This window comes from Variovorax paradoxus EPS (assembly GCF_000184745.1).
Lineage (GTDB): Bacteria > Pseudomonadota > Gammaproteobacteria > Burkholderiales > Burkholderiaceae_C > Variovorax > Variovorax paradoxus_C.
Genome location: NC_014931.1, coordinates 3005905 through 3020224, shown reverse-complemented (window position 1 = coordinate 3020224; position 14320 = coordinate 3005905). Strand labels below are relative to the sequence as shown.

Sequence of the window (14320 nt, the reverse complement as noted above, 5' to 3'; positions counted from 1 at the left end):
CGAGCGTCCCCAGTCCCGGGTGAGGCGCCGTCGCCGATAATCCCGGGCATGAATCCCTTGCTTTCCAGGTTGCAGCCGTACCCCTTCGAGCGGCTCAAGCAACTGTTCGCGGGCGTCACGCCCGCTCCCGAATACGCACCCATCAGCCTCGGCATCGGCGAACCCAAGCACGCGACGCCAGACTTCATCAAGGAAGCCCTGACCGCCAGCCTCGGTGCCCTGGCCGCCTACCCCGCCACGGCCGGCGACCTGAAACTGCGCACCGCCTTCACCGACTGGCTCCAGACCCGCTACAGCCTCGCGCTCGATCCGGCCACGCAGGTGCTGCCGGTCAACGGCTCGCGCGAGGCGCTGTTCTCGCTGGCGCAAACGGTGATCGATGCCACCGTCTCGCCGCAGCCGGTGGTGCTGTCGCCCAATCCGTTCTATCAAATCTACGAGGGCGCAGCGCTGCTCTCGGGCGCCGAGCCGTACTACGTGCCGAGCGTGGCATCGCGCAATTTCGCGGTCGATTGGGACAGCGTGCCCGAAGACATCTGGGCCCGCACCCAGCTTGTGTTCGTCTGCTCGCCGGGCAACCCGACCGGCGCGGTGATGCCGCTGGACGAGTGGCAGAAGCTCTTCGCCCTGTCGGACCGTCACGGTTTCGTGATCGCGGCCGACGAGTGCTACAGCGAGATCTACTTCCGCGACGAGCCTCCGTTGAGCGGCCTCGAGGCGTCGGTCAAGCTCGGCCGGCCCGACTTCAAGAACCTGATCGCCCTCACCTCGCTCTCGAAGCGCAGCAACGTGCCTGGCCTTCGCAGCGGCTTCGTGGCGGGCGACGCCACCATCATCAAGAAGTTCTTGCTCTACCGCACCTACCACGGCAGCGCCATGAGCGGCACCGTGGCCGCCGCCAGCATTGCGGCCTGGGGCGATGAGAAGCACGTGATCGAGAACCGCGCCAAGTACCGCGCCAAGTTCGCCGCGGTCACGCCGCTGCTGGAACCCGTGCTCGACGTGCGCCTGCCCGACGCCAGTTTCTACCTCTGGGCGGGCGTGCCCGAAGTGTGGGCTGGCGACGACGAAGCCTTCGCCCGCGCGCTCTACGCTCAATACAATGTCACGGTTCTGCCGGGGAGCTATCTGGCGCGAAACACGACGCACAGCGCCAACCCCGCGAACCCTGGTAAAGGCCGCATCCGCATGGCCCTGGTGGCCGAAACGGCCGAGTGCGTGGAAGCCGCCGAACGCATCGTCCGCTTCGTTCAGGACGGCCGGCTCTGACCCGCTGAGGCACCGTTTCCCAAGGCTCCTGGCCCCGATTTTTCACCCGAGACTCTCTCCATGACCCAGCAACTGCAACAAATCATCGACGCCGCGTGGGAAGACCGCGCCAACATCTCGCCCTCCGCCGCCCCCGCCGAAGTGCGCGACGCCGTCGAGAGCGTGATCACCGAACTCAACAACGGCAAGCTGCGCGTGGCCACCCGCGAAAGCGTCGGCAAGTGGACCGTGCATCAGTGGATCAAGAAGGCCGTGCTGCTGTCGTTCCGCCTGAAGGACAACGAGCAGATGCAGGCCGGCTCGCTCGGCTTCTTCGACAAGGTGCCGACCAAGTTCTCGCACCTGTCGGCCGCCGAATTGAAGGAATCGGGCGTGCGCATCGTGCCGCCGGCCGTGGCCCGCCGCGGCAGCTACATCGCCAAGGGCGCGATCCTGATGCCCTCGTACGTGAACATCGGCGCCTACGTGGGCGAAGGCACCATGGTCGACACCTGGGCCACCGTGGGTTCGTGCGCGCAGATCGGCGCGAACGTGCACCTGTCGGGCGGCGTCGGCATCGGCGGCGTGCTCGAGCCGCTGCAGGCCGGCCCGACCATCATCGAAGACAACTGCTTCATCGGCGCCCGCTCCGAAGTGGTCGAAGGCGTGGTCATCGAAGAAAACTCGGTGCTCGGCATGGGCGTGTACATCGGCCAGAGCACCCCGATCTTCAACCGCGACACCGGCGAGACCTTCTTCGGCCGCGTGCCGTCGGGCAGCGTCGTCATCAGCGGCAACCTGCCCAAGAAGACCAAGTCGGGCCAGGACTACAGCACCTACGCCGCGATCATCGTCAAGACGGTCGATGCGCAAACGCGCTCCAAGACCAGCCTGAACGACCTGCTGCGCGACTGATCCCCTGCTTTTGTCCCGTTAGAAAACAACAGACCCGAGGAGAGAGACCGATGAACATGATGGAGCGAATTCTTCGTTTGATGGCCGAGCGCAAGGCCTCCGACATCTACCTCTCGGCTCACTCCCCGGTGATGATCCGCATCAACGGCATCTGCGTGCCGATCAATGCGCAGGTCCTGCCCGCGACGGCGCCGCTCGCGCTGCTGTCCGAGGTGGTGCCCGAAGCCCGCATCCAGGAGCTGGAGAACACGGGCGAACTGAACATGGCCGTCGCCCTGGAAGGCGCCGGCAACTACCGCATCAGCGCCATGCGCCAGCGCGGCACCTATGCGGTGGTGGTGCGGCACATCGCCTCGGTCATTCCGAGCTTTGCCGACCTGAACCTGCCCGACATCCTGAAGACGCTGATCATGGACAAGCGCGGGCTGATCCTGATGGTCGGCGCGACCGGCGCGGGCAAGACCACCACGCTCGCATCGATGCTGGACTACCGCAACGAGAACGCCAGCGGCCACATCCTTACGGTGGAAGAGCCGATCGAGTTCACCTACACCAACAAGAAATCGCTGGTGAACCAGCGCGACGTGGGCAGCGACACCACCTCGCTGCACGTCGCGCTCAAGAACGCGCTGCGCCAGGCGCCCGACGTGATCCAGATCGGCGAAATCCGCGACCGCGAAACCATGACGGCCGCCATCGCCTATGCGCAGTCGGGTCACCTGTGCGTGGCCACGCTGCACGCCAACAACAGCTACCGCGCGCTGAACCGCATCCTGAGCTTCTTCCCGGTGGAAGTGCGACCCACGCTGCTGGGCGACCTGGGCGGCGCGCTGCGCGCCATCGTGTCGCAGCGCCTGCTGCGCACGCCGGCCGGCGCGCGCGTGCCGGCGCTCGAAGTCATGCTGAACACCGCTCTCGTGGCCGACCTGATCGAAAAGGGCGACTTCTCCGCGGTGAAGGAAGCCATGCAGCAGTCGATGGCCGAAGGCTCGCAGACCTTCGAGGAAGACATCGCCCGCCTCATCATCGAGGAGCGCGTGACGCGCGAAGAGGGCCTGGCCCATTCCGACTCGCCCACCAACCTGCTGTGGCGCCTGCAGAACCGCGCTGCGCCCAAGCAGCAGGTCGACGACCGCCATCTGACCGACCAAGTCGACGAACCGACTTTCACCGACATCACGCTCGACGTGAAGTTCTGAACCAAGCCTTTCCCGATGTCCCGCACGCTCCAGCTCGCCGAACAACTCATCTCGCGCCCCTCGGTCACACCTGACGACGCGGGCTGCCAACAGATCCTCGGCGAACGGCTGGCGCAACTGGGTTTCGCGCTCGAAACCATCGAGAGCGGACCGGCCGACTTCCGCGTGACCAACCTCTGGGCGGTGCGCCGCCCGGCCGACGCCACCGGCAGCAAGACGCTGGTGTTCGCCGGCCACACCGACGTGGTGCCCACCGGCCCCGTCGAGCAGTGGACCAGCCACCCGTTCACGCCCACGCACCGCGACGGCAAGCTGTACGGCCGCGGCGCCTGCGACATGAAGACCTCGGTGGCGGCTTTCGTCGTGTCCATCGAGGAATTCCTGCAAAGCACGCCCGACCCGAAGCTCACGCTTGCCCTGCTGCTCACGAGCGATGAAGAAGGCCCGGGCGTCGACGGCACCGTCATCGTCTGCAACGCGCTGGCCGCGCGCGGCGAGGTCATCGACTACTGCATCGTCGGCGAGCCCACGGCCGTGGAGCGCTGCGGCGACATGATCAAGAACGGCCGCCGCGGCACCATGAGCGGCAAGCTCACGGTCAAGGGCGTGCAGGGCCACATCGCCTACCCGCATCTGGCGAAGAACCCGGTGCATTCGGTCGCGCCCGCGCTGGCCGAACTGGTGGCCATCAACACGGCCGGCGGCTGGGATGAGGGCAACGGCTATTTCCAGCCAACCAGCTGGCAGATCAGCAATTTCCATTCGGGCACGGGCGCGAGCAACGTGATTCCGGGGAACGCGGTGATCGACTTCAACTTCCGCTTCTCGACCGAATCGACGCCCGAATCGCTGCAGCAGCGCGTGCATGCGGTGCTCGATGCGCATGGCGTCGACTACACGCTCGCCTGGACGGTCGGCGGCCTGCCCTTCCTGACCACGCCCGGCGAACTCGTCACCTCGGTGCAGGCGGCCATCGCGGACGAAACCGGCATCGCGACCGAGCTCTCGACCAGCGGCGGCACGAGCGATGCGCGCTTCATCGCCAAGATCTGCAAGCAGGTGGTCGAGCTGGGCCCGGTCAACGCCAGCATCCACAAGATCGACGAGCACATCGACGTGGCCGAGATCGAGACGCTGAAGAACATCTACAAGCGCACGCTGGAACGGCTCGAAGCCTCGCTCGCTCGATGAGTACGGTTATCGAACTCATCGAGGCTGGAGCGAAGCGGCTGGAAGCAGCCGGCGTCGCCTTCGGGCACGGCACGGCGAACGCCTTCGACGAAGCCGCATGGCTGGTGCTGTGGCGCCTGAAGCTGCCGCTGGACGACATTGATGCGGTGGCCGACACCGCCGTCTCGCCGGCCGATGCCGGCAAGGTCGCGGCACTGCTCGATGAACGCATCACCACGCGCAAGCCTGCCGCCTACCTCACGAAAGAAGCCTGGCTGCAAGGCGTGCCCTTCTACATCGACGAGCGCGCCATCGTGCCGCGCAGCTTCATCGCCGAACTGATCGCCGACGGCAGCATCGACTACTGGCTCGGCCCGCACACCCAGCGCGTGCTCGACCTGTGCACCGGCAACGGCAGCCTGGCCGTGCTCGCGGCGCTGACGTACCCGGACGTGACGGTGGACGCCGCCGACCTGTCCGTCGAGGCGCTCGAAGTCGCGGCGATCAACGTCACCCGGCACGAACTCGATGCGCGCGTGAAGCTGGTCGAATCCGATGGCCTGGCGAACCTGCCCGGTCCGTACGACCTGGTGCTCTGCAACCCGCCCTACGTGAACAGCGCCAGCATGGCCACCCTGCCCGCCGAATACCGGGCGGAGCCCGAACTGTCGCTGGCCGGCGGCACGGACGGCATGGACTTCATCCGGAAGCTGTTCGCCGATGCACCCTCCCGCATGAGCGAACAGGCGGTGCTGGTGCTGGAAATCGGCAACGAGCGCGACTACTTCGACGCGGCATTCCCGCAGCTGGAGGTGGTGTGGCTCGAAACCTCGGCGGGCGAGGACCAGGTCCTGCTCGTGACCCGGGCGGCCCTCGCGTCGCTCTCCCCGCCATGACGGTGCTGGCCGGCGCAGGCGTGCGTTAGCTGCGCCCGCCCAAGCTCCTTTCCGCCGATTTGTCGCAGCGCTGGCTGCGGTCTCCCTTCATCGGGTGATGTCCCCTTTTGCCCCTTCGCGCCAGGACGCCCCGGGCCGGACGGGATAATCGCCCCTACGGTTCCTATTTCATGATTACTCTCAAAAACGTCATTCTTCGCCGCAGCGCCAAGAAACTGCTCGACGGCGCCACCGTCACCATCAACCCCGGTGAAAAGGTCGGCCTCGTCGGGCGCAACGGCGCGGGCAAGTCCACGCTGTTCGCGCTCTTCAACGGCTCGCTGCACGAAGACGGCGGCGATTTCTACGTGCCCAAGCAGTGGCGCATGGCCCAGGTGGCGCAGGACATGCCCGAAACCGAGGAGTCGGCCACCGACTTCGTGGTGGGCGGCGACACCCGCCTGGCCGAGCTGCGCGCCACGCTCGCGGCCATCGAGGCCGCCTACGCCGAGAACCCCGACGACGCCGACATCGGCATGGAACTGGCCCACGCCTACACCGACCTGGCCGATGCCGGCGAGCACGACGCCGTGCCGCGCGCACAGGCGCTGATCCTGGGCCTGGGCTTCAAGTCGCACGAGCTCGACGGCCCCGTCAACAGCTTCTCGGGCGGCTGGCGCATGCGCCTGCAACTGGCCCGCGCGCTGATGTGCCCGAGCGACCTGCTGCTGCTCGACGAGCCCACCAACCACTTGGACCTGGACGCGCTCGTCTGGCTCGAAGCCTGGCTGCAGAAGTACCCCGGCACCATGATCGTCATCAGCCACGACCGCGAGTTCCTCGACGCCGTGACCGACGTCACCCTGCACATCGCCAACGCCCAGCTCACGCGCTACGGCGGCAACTACAGCAAGTTCGAGGACATGCGCGCGCTGCAGATGGAGCAGCAGCAGGTCGCGTTCTCCAAGCAGCAGGACAAGATCGCCCACCTGCAGAAGTTCATCGACCGCTTCAAGGCCAAGGCCAGCAAGGCCAAGCAGGCGCAGAGCCGGGTCAAGGCGCTGGAGCGCATGGAGCGGGTTGCGCCGCTGCTGGCCGAAGCCGACTTCACCTTCGAATTCAAGGAGCCAGGCAACATTCCCAACCCGATGCTGTCGATCGCGAATGCAAGCTTCGGCTACGAGATCGAGGACGAAGCGCCCAAGACCATCCTGCGCGGCGTGAGCCGCTCGGTGCTGGCGGGCCAGCGCATCGGCATCCTGGGCGCGAACGGCCAGGGTAAGTCGACGCTGGTGAAGACCATCGCGCGCGAAATGGGCGCGCTGGCCGGCGAGGTCACCGAGGGCAAGGGCCTGAATATCGGCTACTTCGCGCAGCAGGAACTCGATGTGCTGCGCCCGCAGGACAACCCGCTGGAGCACATGGTGCGCATGGCCCGCGAGCTGGGCAGCGCGGTGAAGGAAAGCACCGGCGAGCAGGCGCTGCGCGGGTTCCTCGGCAGCTTCAATTTCAGCGGCGACATGGTCAAGCAGCCCGTGGGCACCATGAGCGGCGGCGAAAAGGCCCGCCTCGTGCTTGCGATGATGGTCTGGCAGCGCCCCAACCTCCTGCTGCTGGACGAGCCCACCAACCACCTGGACCTCGCCACCCGCGAAGCCCTGGCCGTGGCGCTCAACGAGTTCGAAGGCACGCTGATGCTGGTGAGCCACGACCGTGCGCTGCTGCGTTCGGTGTGCGACGAGTTTTGGCTCGTGGGCCGCGGTGTCGTCGCCGACTTCGATGGTGACCTGGATGACTATCAGCGCTATCTGCTGGACGAAGCCAAGCGCCTGCGTGAAGAGGCCAAGATTGCTGTGCGCGAGGCGGAAAGCGCTGTAGCTGCTGCGGCTGCGGCAGCCGTCACGGCCAAGCCCAGCGCGCAGGAGCGCCAGCAGCGCAGCGACCAGGCCAAGCCGATCAAGCGCGAAATTGCCCAGATCGATGAACGCCTGGCCGCAGCCGGCGTCGAACGGGCTGCGCTGGAAGCCCGCTTGGCCGAGCCGATCGCGCCGGCCGAACTCGCCGAGGCAGGCAAGCGGCTGAAGGCCCTGAACGAAGAAATCGCCAAGCTCGAGGAGCGCTGGCTGGCCCTTTCGGACCAGCTGGAGGCTCTGGCAGCCTGACCCTGAACCCGCCGGCACCCTGCCGGCACCGCCCATCAAGGAGACACGCCGCATGCCGTCCGCGATCGAACTGGCCCATGGTGACGAAAAAATCATCGCGGCCATCCACCGCAGCCGGAAGCTGATCGGCCGCAAGGCACTGATGGCGGCGGCGGCCAGCGCGATTCCGCTGCCCGGCATCGACTGGGCGGCCGATGCGGCCCTGCTCTCGCGGCTGGTGCCGCAGATCAGCGCCGAGTTCGGGCTCTCGGTCACCCAGGTCGAAAAGCTCGCGCCGCACCAGCGCGAGCGCATCCAGAAGGCTGCTACTACCGTGGGCGCGCTGCTGGTCGGCCGGCTCGTGACGCGCGACCTGCTGATCAAGCTGGCCAAGCACGCCGGCGTGCGCCTGACGGCCAAGCAGGCCACCAAGTACGTGCCGATCGCGGGGCAGCTCGTGTCGGCGGCGCTCGGCTACGCGGCCCTGCGCGCGCTGGGCGAACAGCACATCAAGGACTGCGTGCGCGTCAGCGCCACCCTCGGTCTAGCGCCTCCCGCACAGCACGTGCCCGTTGGCGCCTAGCGCCGTCCAGCAGCACGCTCGCGGCCCAGGCCGCCCCGGACAGCCCGAACGCCGCCATGCCGGTGACCGCCGGGATGCCTTTCAAGACCCCGTAGAACAGCGCCGCCGTGGACAGCAGCGCCACTAAAGCGCACAGTGCGCCGTCGAGCCAAAGGCCCGACGAAACAGGACGGCGCACCGCTCAGTCATTGACGCGGGGCCAGTGGAACGATGCCGGCGTCGGCGACACCGCAGCGGCGGCCTGCACCTTCACTTGATGTTCGTAGGCGGTCAACAACGCCACGTAGTGGCGCGACATCACGTCGCGCACCCTCCCGAGGCCGATCTTGCTGACCGTGGGTTGCGGGATCCCGGTGCGTTCCTGGATCTGCTTTTGCGTGAGGCCCATGGCCCGCAACGCATGCACCAACTCGCGTGGCTTCATTGAAAATACTCCCTGTTTTATATTTTGAATTCTAGAGGTAATATTCATTCAGGCTTAAATGGCCTGCTATGGAGACTATTGCCAAACGTGCAAAGGCGGCACGCGAATACGCCAAACTGACGCAGAAACAGGCCGAAGTGGTCTCGGGCGTGAAACAGGCAAGCATCTCGAAGATCGAGCGCGGCGCAACGATTCGCACCGGAGGCCTGCTGGCCCTGGCCCGCGCCTACCGGGCCGATCCCAATTGGCTGGACACCGGCGACGGCCCGGCGCCGTGGGACCCCATCCAGATCCGCCAGGCGCAGCACCAGGCCAACGAGCCAGCGGCCATCTACCGGGTGGTGCGCGTACCGCCGGAACTGCCGTACTTCAAGCCCGGAACGCCGGACACGGTGCCGCTCATTTCATGGTCGCAGGCCGCCAACTGGGAAATCGCGGGCAAGCACACGACCGACCGCTGGATTCCCTGCATCGCCCACCACAGCCCCGAGAAGACCTATGCGTTGCGGGTCGACGGCGACAGCATGGCCGCGGCCAGCGGCGAGCTGAAGAGCTATCCCGAAGGCTCGATCATCTTCGTGGACACCAACCTCAAGACCCCCGCCGACGGCGAGCGGGTCATTGCGCTGGTCACGGAAGGCGGCAAGCTCACGTTCAAGGAATTCAAGGAGCAGGACGGCCCGCGATGGCTGCTGCCGCTCAATCCGAAGCACGAGCCGATCCGCACCGCGTTCGTCGTGCTCGGCACGGTCATCGGCAAGTGGGAAGACGAGGATTGATTGAGCGCGGACCGAGTTAGCGCGGAATGAGGAACGGGCGAGAGTGCGAACAGGTCAGGTGGCTTTCAGTTTCGGAACGCATAGTTGGGTCTCTCCCGTGGCCTGCATCCTCTCTGATCCTCCCTCCTCCAGCAGGTCACCTTCAAGCCCGCCTTCGTGCGGGCTTTTTTTTTAAGCACTGTTGCTCGCCCCCAGGCTGCGCGCACTTCGTGTCGCTTCTCCCACCCCCTACCGGGGGCAACACCTGCGGCTTGGCGAAGCCAGTTCCGCGGTGTTCGCTGGAAGAAGACAGAACAGGGGGCGGGTACGGCTTGGCCTTACTTGGGCAGCAGCACCTTGTCGACCACGTGGATCACGCCGTTCGATTGGTAGACGTTCGGGATCGTGACGGTGGCGGTGCCGCCCTTCTCGTCGGTGAGCGTGATCTTGCCGCCCTTGCTCTTGGCAATGAGCATGCCGCCGGCGACGGTCTTCAGTTCTGCGGAACCCTTGCCGGCCTTGATCTCCTTCTTGAGCTCTGCCGCATCGAGCTTGCCCGACACCACGTGGTAGGTGAGCACGCCAGTCAGCGCATCCTTGCTCTCGGGCTTGAGCAGCGTGTCGACGGTGCCTGCCGGCAGCTTCGCGAAGGCCGCGTTGGTGGGCGCGAACACAGTAAACGGACCCGGGCCCTTGAGCGTGTCGACCAAGCCCGCCGCCTTGACGGCCGCCACCAGCGTCGTGTGGTCCTTGGAATTGACTGCGTTGTCGATGATGTCCTTGGTGGGCAGCATCGGCGCGCCGCCGACCATGACGCTGGCCGCCATCGCCGAATAGGCTCCGGCGGAAAGCGCGACGGCGAGGGTGACGGCGGCGAGGCGATGAAGTTTGCTCTGCATGAAGGTGCTCCTGTTGTGTGACGAGCACGCCGCGAAATGCGCGACGGCTGCCTTCAATACGGGGCGTTGCCTGCAGCAGATTCGTTCATCGACGAAAAAAGAAAACGGCGCCTGTTGGCGCCGCACCGTCCTCAGTCGTCTTCAGAACCGGAACGAGCCCAGCGTCCGCAAGTGCGCGCGCAATTCCGAGCGCGGCGTCTTCTTCGCATAGGCCAGCGCCAGGATCAGGCCCACGCCCGTCGCGGCCGCGCCGGCCAGCACCACCGGGCTCAAGAGGAAGCGCCCGATGCGCGAGCGCTGCCGTTCACCGCCCTCCCCTTCGCCCGAAGCCGCACGCTCCAGCGGCGTGACCGCGCGCAAGGCGCTCGGGTTCTCTTCGCTTTCGAGAATGCCTTGGGAAATCTCCAGCGGCGTCAGTTCTTCTGCGATCGGGCCCGAAAGCCGGGTGTCGTTGGCGCTCATGCGAAAGCCTTTCCTTGTAGGTTGATCTCAGCGCCGAGCTTGGCCCGCGAACACGCCGGCCCTGCTCAGCGGGCGGCGGACATTCGCGTAGGCCGAAGGCGCGCGCGTTGGCATCGAAGCTGGGGACGAAGCTGTCGCTCGAATGCAGTGCGAAGCGGTTGTTGATGAAGACCAGCCGGCCCCGCTTGCTGCAGGCCCGATCAGTCCCACGCAATTTGCTGCCGGCGTCAACGCACTAGAGGCTTGCCAGTATTCCGGTCGAGGATGCCTCGGCGGCCAACTTGCCCTCCGGGTTGTAGAGCGCAGCTTCTAGGAACGCAATGCGCTTGCCACGCCTGATCACCCGCCCTTCGACCCGCCCCTCGCCCGGGCCGACCTTTTCATAGAAGCTCACCTTGATTTCGAGGCTGAAGACGGTCTGCTGCTGCTCCGAGTCGTGCATCACGGCATGGGCCATGGCGGCATCGAGCCAGGCGGTGATGAATCCGCCCTGGGCGATGGTGCCGTTCGTATGGCAATACTCGCGTCTTACCGTGAAGGCGGCCTGGACCGTCTTGCGCTCGGGCGACCACCCGGTCACGTGGAAGTTGCCCATCGATTCGGACAATGCCTGGCCGGAGCGAATTCGTGCTTCTAGATCGTCGTTCATTGAAATCGTGCGCTGATGAAATCAGCGGCCATTCTCATCCGAAGCCGGCGGTCTGTCGTCTGTGGTTCTTGCAGTTCCCCCTCGCTCGAGGAGCCGCTGCCGCCCCATGGCGTTGCTGCAAAGCGCGGCTGCTCCGGCTCTGGTCTTGCGACGCCGACGACTAGAAGTGATCCGCGGTGAATTTCGGGATATCGCGCGCCATGGCCAACAAGGCCCGCGCCCGTCGGGCCACGAACTGAGCAAGGTCTTGCACGAAGGCGACTTCCTCTCCCGTGTACGCAGCGTCCGCCGCCTGCGCGGGCGCCTCTTGAAGTGCGAAATCGCAGAGTCGCGTCAGCTCGCGTGCGAAGTACCTGCGGTCGATGCCTAAGCGCATGCAGAAGTCGGCAAGCGCGAACGAACGCACTGCATCCAGTTCGAACTCGTCCCCGAATGCCATCGCCAGGTCGTGATGAAACGCCGCGTACTGCACGACGCTCACCAGGTCATACAGCGGCGTGGGCGTGAGCCCTGTGCGGTCGACGAAGAACGAGATGTTCTTGCCATGCGAATCGCTGTTGCCGAACAGCAGGGTCGTGACCGCCCAAAGGACCAGGCGCTGCATGCCCAGCGCCGGTTCGACGAACCCGGGCCGGAGTGCGCCGAGCTTTTCGAAACTGGCGCCATCGCGAATGTGCCGCACCTCCGGCTGGTCCCCGACGTTGCGCTCGTACTTTGCATTCACCGACAGATCCAGCGCCTGGCACCCGTCGATGACGTGCAACCGCTCGACGCCGTCCGGCGTTTTGCGGCGGTCGAATCGCTCGATGCTCAAGACCGGCGACGGCACTCGCAGGATGCTCACGTGCGCGGCACCAGGCGCCTTCCAGCGCCGCATGCTGATGCGATGGGTCAATTGCATGCAGAAATGCTCGTTGGCCACCATGCACCTTGCGTCCTCACGCACAGGCTCTGGTTTGAGGATATGCGTGGACGACAGCACCCCGTCGACCAGGAACAGCCTGTCTTCCTCGACGGCCACCAGAAGCTTGTCTTGATGCCCCGCGATGGACATGCGCACTTTGCCGTCCCACCGGTTGAAGGGCTCGTTCGCGCGGTTGTCGATCCGTGCCTGCAGCTCCTCGAGCGGCAGGTGCCGGCGCAGTGGCTCTTGCTCGGCCGGCTCTTGGCCGGCAGCGACAAAGCTCAGCGCGCCAGCGGTCTCATGTCCGAGGTGGCGCAGAAGCCCGAAGACGTTGTTGCGCGCCACGCGCGCATCGGTGGCCGCCACAGCGAGCGCCTCGCCTTCAGGGAGCAGGTTCTCCAGGAAACGGCGGATGGCCTGCGGCGACGCGCTCCCCTCCAAGGGCAGATGGGGCGAGAGCGGGTACCGGCCTGGCAACGTCCGCCAGGCAGCGCCGTAGTCGAAGTGGAAGGCATCCTGAGCCTGGTCATAGCCGAGCGTGCCGACCCGCACGGCTCCCGCGTAGACGTCCAGGATGTACCCGTCCATCACCGCCCCTCGCCCGCGGAGGGGTCAAGCGCTGCCTCGAGGACAGGAATGGCGGTCTTGGGCACGACGAGCATGCGAAGGCCCAGGCTTTCCAACACCAGCATGAGCTTGTCCACGGTCACCGGCTTGCCGTTCTCCAAACGCGAAAGCAAGTCGCTGGAGACTCCGCTGAGGGACGCAGCGTCGTCGATGCGCATGCGCGACTGAGCGCGTCGATTTCGCACGAGCTTGCCGAGCTGCTCGAGGGATGCCGCGGCTGGACTCAGGTTCTGCTGGAATTCAGGAAGTGTGCGGGCCATATTGTTCCGTATTTCCGGAACTATAAGCCGAAAGCTGAAAAGTCGCCATTAGTTTCGCAATGACGAAACAATCGCCACCCGCGCCTCTGAATGCGTTTGTTCCGGCATACCGGAACAATGTGAATGCGAAATAGCTGCGCGCCAGCTTACTTGGCGGGGTCCCATGGTTCAGCCTACGGCGGCGCCGAAATGGCAACCCGCAACTCAGCCCCCACCCTGTATGAAATCCACAAACGCCCTCAACGGCGCAGGCAGCAGCCGGCGGCCGGGATAGTAGAGAAAGGGGCCGGAGAAACGCGGCCACCAAGGCTCCAGGATCGGCTCGAGGGCACCGTTGTCGAGATGGGGCCGCAGCCAGTCCTCGAACAGGTAGATCACACCGGCACCGGCGATGGCCGCATCGACCGAGAGATCGGCGGCCGAGCCGATCCGAACGATCAACTGGCCGGTCACATCGATGCGCAGGGCTTCGCCATCGCGTTCGAACTCCCACGGAGGCATCGACCCGCTGGCGAAGCGCCCGCGCAGGCAGGCATGGCCGAGCAGGTCGCGCGGATGCTCGGGCCTGCCGCGGCGGTCCAGGTACGACGGTGCTGCGGCCACCGCGAAACGCTGCACGCGCGGGCCGATCGGCACCGCGACCATGTCCTGTTCGAGCCGCTCGTCGTAGCGAATGCCGGCATCGCAACCGGCGGCCAGCACATCGACGAAGCCGTCCTCCGCGATCACCTCCAGCGAGATTTCCGGGTAAGCGGCCAGAAACGGCGGCACGATCGACGGCAGCACGAGTCGCGCGGCGCTGATCGGCACATTGAGCTTGAGCGTGCCCGCCGGCCGGTCGCGAAAGCCGTTCACCACGTCGAGCGCCGCCTCGACCTCGGTGAGCGCGGGCCGCAGCCGCTCGAGCAGGCGTTCTCCGGCTTCCGTGGGGCGCACGCTGCGGGTCGTGCGATGCAGCAGGCGAACGCCGAGCTGCGTCTCCAGCCGGCGCACAGCCTCGCTCAAGCTCGAAGCGCTCCCACCGCTCAGGCGCGCGCCGTCCCGAAAGCCCTTGGCGCCCGCCACCGCCACGAAGGCGTTGAGATCTCCGAGATCGACTTTCATTGTTCTGAATCCTGCACAGCCCGTGCCGATTATCACGGCTTATCAAACACGGACCCGCTGCCTAGACTGGCTTCACGACACCTTCTTCGTCGACACGACATC

Annotated in this window: 15 protein-coding genes; 8 read left to right on the top strand and 7 right to left on the bottom strand. The window is 66.0% G+C overall.

Translation table 11 applies throughout. From position 1 onward, the window contains the following. Window positions 1–48 precede the first annotated feature (48 nt). The 7 genes from dapC to VARPA_RS14035 all read left to right on the top strand — a co-directional run bounded on the left by dapC (window position 49) and on the right by VARPA_RS14035 (window position 8131). A complete protein-coding gene (gene dapC / locus VARPA_RS14065; RefSeq protein ID WP_013541236.1) occupies window positions 49–1269 on the top strand; it encodes a succinyldiaminopimelate transaminase in 1221 nt (406 codons plus the stop codon). Between the two features lie 60 nt (window positions 1270–1329). After that, on the top strand, window positions 1330–2163 hold the full coding sequence (gene dapD, locus VARPA_RS14060; protein WP_013541235.1) for a 2,3,4,5-tetrahydropyridine-2,6-dicarboxylate N-succinyltransferase: 834 nt from the start codon (window positions 1330–1332) through the stop codon (window positions 2161–2163). A 50-nt stretch (window positions 2164–2213) separates the two neighbouring features. Further along, entirely contained in the window at window positions 2214–3362 is a 1149-nt protein-coding gene (locus tag VARPA_RS14055; protein ID WP_013541234.1) for a PilT/PilU family type 4a pilus ATPase, read from the top strand. A gap of 15 nt (window positions 3363–3377) precedes the next feature. Then, complete coding sequence (gene dapE, locus VARPA_RS14050) at window positions 3378–4553, top strand: succinyl-diaminopimelate desuccinylase (RefSeq protein ID WP_013541233.1); 1176 nt, start codon at window positions 3378–3380, stop codon at window positions 4551–4553. After that, window positions 4550–5428 (top strand): 50S ribosomal protein L3 N(5)-glutamine methyltransferase, encoded by an 879-nt coding sequence (gene prmB, locus VARPA_RS14045; RefSeq protein WP_013541232.1) that lies wholly within the window; start codon window positions 4550–4552, stop codon window positions 5426–5428. The genes dapE and prmB overlap by 4 nt, the downstream gene beginning before the upstream one ends. 170 nt (window positions 5429–5598) lie before the next feature. Continuing rightward, a complete protein-coding gene (locus VARPA_RS14040) occupies window positions 5599–7569 on the top strand; it encodes an ABC-F family ATP-binding cassette domain-containing protein (RefSeq protein WP_013541231.1) in 1971 nt (656 codons plus the stop codon). Window positions 7570–7621: 52 nt separating this feature from the next. Further along, window positions 7622–8131 carry a hypothetical protein gene (locus tag VARPA_RS14035; protein ID WP_013541230.1) on the top strand — a complete coding sequence of 170 codons (510 nt, stop codon included), beginning with the start codon at window positions 7622–7624 and terminating at the stop codon, window positions 8129–8131. A gap of 181 nt (window positions 8132–8312) precedes the next feature. Here VARPA_RS14035 and VARPA_RS14030 read toward each other — a convergent pair whose 3' ends face one another. Then, a complete protein-coding gene (locus VARPA_RS14030; protein ID WP_013541229.1) occupies window positions 8313–8555 on the bottom strand; it encodes an XRE family transcriptional regulator in 243 nt (80 codons plus the stop codon). Between the two features lie 68 nt (window positions 8556–8623). On the opposite strand from VARPA_RS14030, the gene VARPA_RS14025 reads away from it, so the two are divergent. After that, window positions 8624–9334, top strand: coding sequence for a helix-turn-helix domain-containing protein (locus tag VARPA_RS14025; RefSeq protein ID WP_013541228.1), 711 nt, complete (start codon window positions 8624–8626; stop codon window positions 9332–9334). A gap of 317 nt (window positions 9335–9651) precedes the next feature. Here the strand turns inward: VARPA_RS14025 and VARPA_RS14020 are convergent, their stop codons facing one another. The 6 genes from VARPA_RS14020 to VARPA_RS13995 form a co-directional block, all read right to left on the bottom strand. Continuing rightward, window positions 9652–10212, bottom strand: a complete 561-nt coding sequence (locus tag VARPA_RS14020; RefSeq protein WP_013541227.1) for a fasciclin domain-containing protein — start codon at window positions 10210–10212, stop codon at window positions 9652–9654. Between the two features lie 141 nt (window positions 10213–10353). Beyond that, the gene (locus tag VARPA_RS14015; RefSeq protein ID WP_013541226.1) at window positions 10354–10674 is read right to left on the bottom strand and encodes a hypothetical protein; all 321 of its coding nucleotides are present in this window, start codon (window positions 10672–10674) and stop codon (window positions 10354–10356) included. A 235-nt stretch (window positions 10675–10909) separates the two neighbouring features. After that, window positions 10910–11323, bottom strand: a complete 414-nt coding sequence (locus VARPA_RS14010; RefSeq protein WP_013541225.1) for a PaaI family thioesterase — start codon at window positions 11321–11323, stop codon at window positions 10910–10912. A 160-nt stretch (window positions 11324–11483) separates the two neighbouring features. Continuing rightward, window positions 11484–12815 (bottom strand): HipA domain-containing protein, encoded by a 1332-nt coding sequence (locus VARPA_RS14005; RefSeq protein WP_013541224.1) that lies wholly within the window; start codon window positions 12813–12815, stop codon window positions 11484–11486. Then, window positions 12815–13114 carry a helix-turn-helix domain-containing protein gene (locus VARPA_RS14000; RefSeq protein WP_013541223.1) on the bottom strand — a complete coding sequence of 100 codons (300 nt, stop codon included), beginning with the start codon at window positions 13112–13114 and terminating at the stop codon, window positions 12815–12817. The genes VARPA_RS14005 and VARPA_RS14000 overlap by 1 nt, the downstream gene beginning before the upstream one ends. A gap of 204 nt (window positions 13115–13318) precedes the next feature. Continuing rightward, window positions 13319–14218: a LysR family transcriptional regulator gene (locus tag VARPA_RS13995; RefSeq protein ID WP_013541222.1), complete on the bottom strand. Its 900-nt coding sequence runs from the start codon at window positions 14216–14218 to the stop codon at window positions 13319–13321. Between the last annotated feature and the right edge of the window lie 102 nt (window positions 14219–14320).

Excerpts from the sequence above, each read along its gene's own strand:
- dapC (WP_013541236.1), top strand. The coding sequence starts at position 49 with ATGAATCCCTTGCTTTCCAGGTTGCAGCCGTACCCCTTCGAGCGGCTC.
- dapD (WP_013541235.1), top strand. The coding sequence starts at position 1,330 with ATGACCCAGCAACTGCAACAAATCATCGACGCCGCGTGGGAAGACCGC.
- VARPA_RS14055 (WP_013541234.1), top strand. The coding sequence starts at position 2,214 with ATGAACATGATGGAGCGAATTCTTCGTTTGATGGCCGAGCGCAAGGCC.
- dapE (WP_013541233.1), top strand. The coding sequence starts at position 3,378 with ATGTCCCGCACGCTCCAGCTCGCCGAACAACTCATCTCGCGCCCCTCG.
- prmB (WP_013541232.1), top strand. The coding sequence starts at position 4,550 with ATGAGTACGGTTATCGAACTCATCGAGGCTGGAGCGAAGCGGCTGGAA.
- VARPA_RS14040 (WP_013541231.1), top strand. The coding sequence starts at position 5,599 with ATGATTACTCTCAAAAACGTCATTCTTCGCCGCAGCGCCAAGAAACTG.
- VARPA_RS14035 (WP_013541230.1), top strand. The coding sequence starts at position 7,622 with ATGCCGTCCGCGATCGAACTGGCCCATGGTGACGAAAAAATCATCGCG.
- VARPA_RS14030 (WP_013541229.1), bottom strand. The coding sequence starts at position 8,555 with ATGAAGCCACGCGAGTTGGTGCATGCGTTGCGGGCCATGGGCCTCACG.
- VARPA_RS14025 (WP_013541228.1), top strand. The coding sequence starts at position 8,624 with ATGGAGACTATTGCCAAACGTGCAAAGGCGGCACGCGAATACGCCAAA.
- VARPA_RS14020 (WP_013541227.1), bottom strand. The coding sequence starts at position 10,212 with ATGCAGAGCAAACTTCATCGCCTCGCCGCCGTCACCCTCGCCGTCGCG.
- VARPA_RS14015 (WP_013541226.1), bottom strand. The coding sequence starts at position 10,674 with ATGAGCGCCAACGACACCCGGCTTTCGGGCCCGATCGCAGAAGAACTG.
- VARPA_RS14010 (WP_013541225.1), bottom strand. The coding sequence starts at position 11,323 with ATGAACGACGATCTAGAAGCACGAATTCGCTCCGGCCAGGCATTGTCC.
- VARPA_RS14005 (WP_013541224.1), bottom strand. The coding sequence starts at position 12,815 with ATGGACGGGTACATCCTGGACGTCTACGCGGGAGCCGTGCGGGTCGGC.
- VARPA_RS14000 (WP_013541223.1), bottom strand. The coding sequence starts at position 13,114 with ATGGCCCGCACACTTCCTGAATTCCAGCAGAACCTGAGTCCAGCCGCG.
- VARPA_RS13995 (WP_013541222.1), bottom strand. The coding sequence starts at position 14,218 with ATGAAAGTCGATCTCGGAGATCTCAACGCCTTCGTGGCGGTGGCGGGC.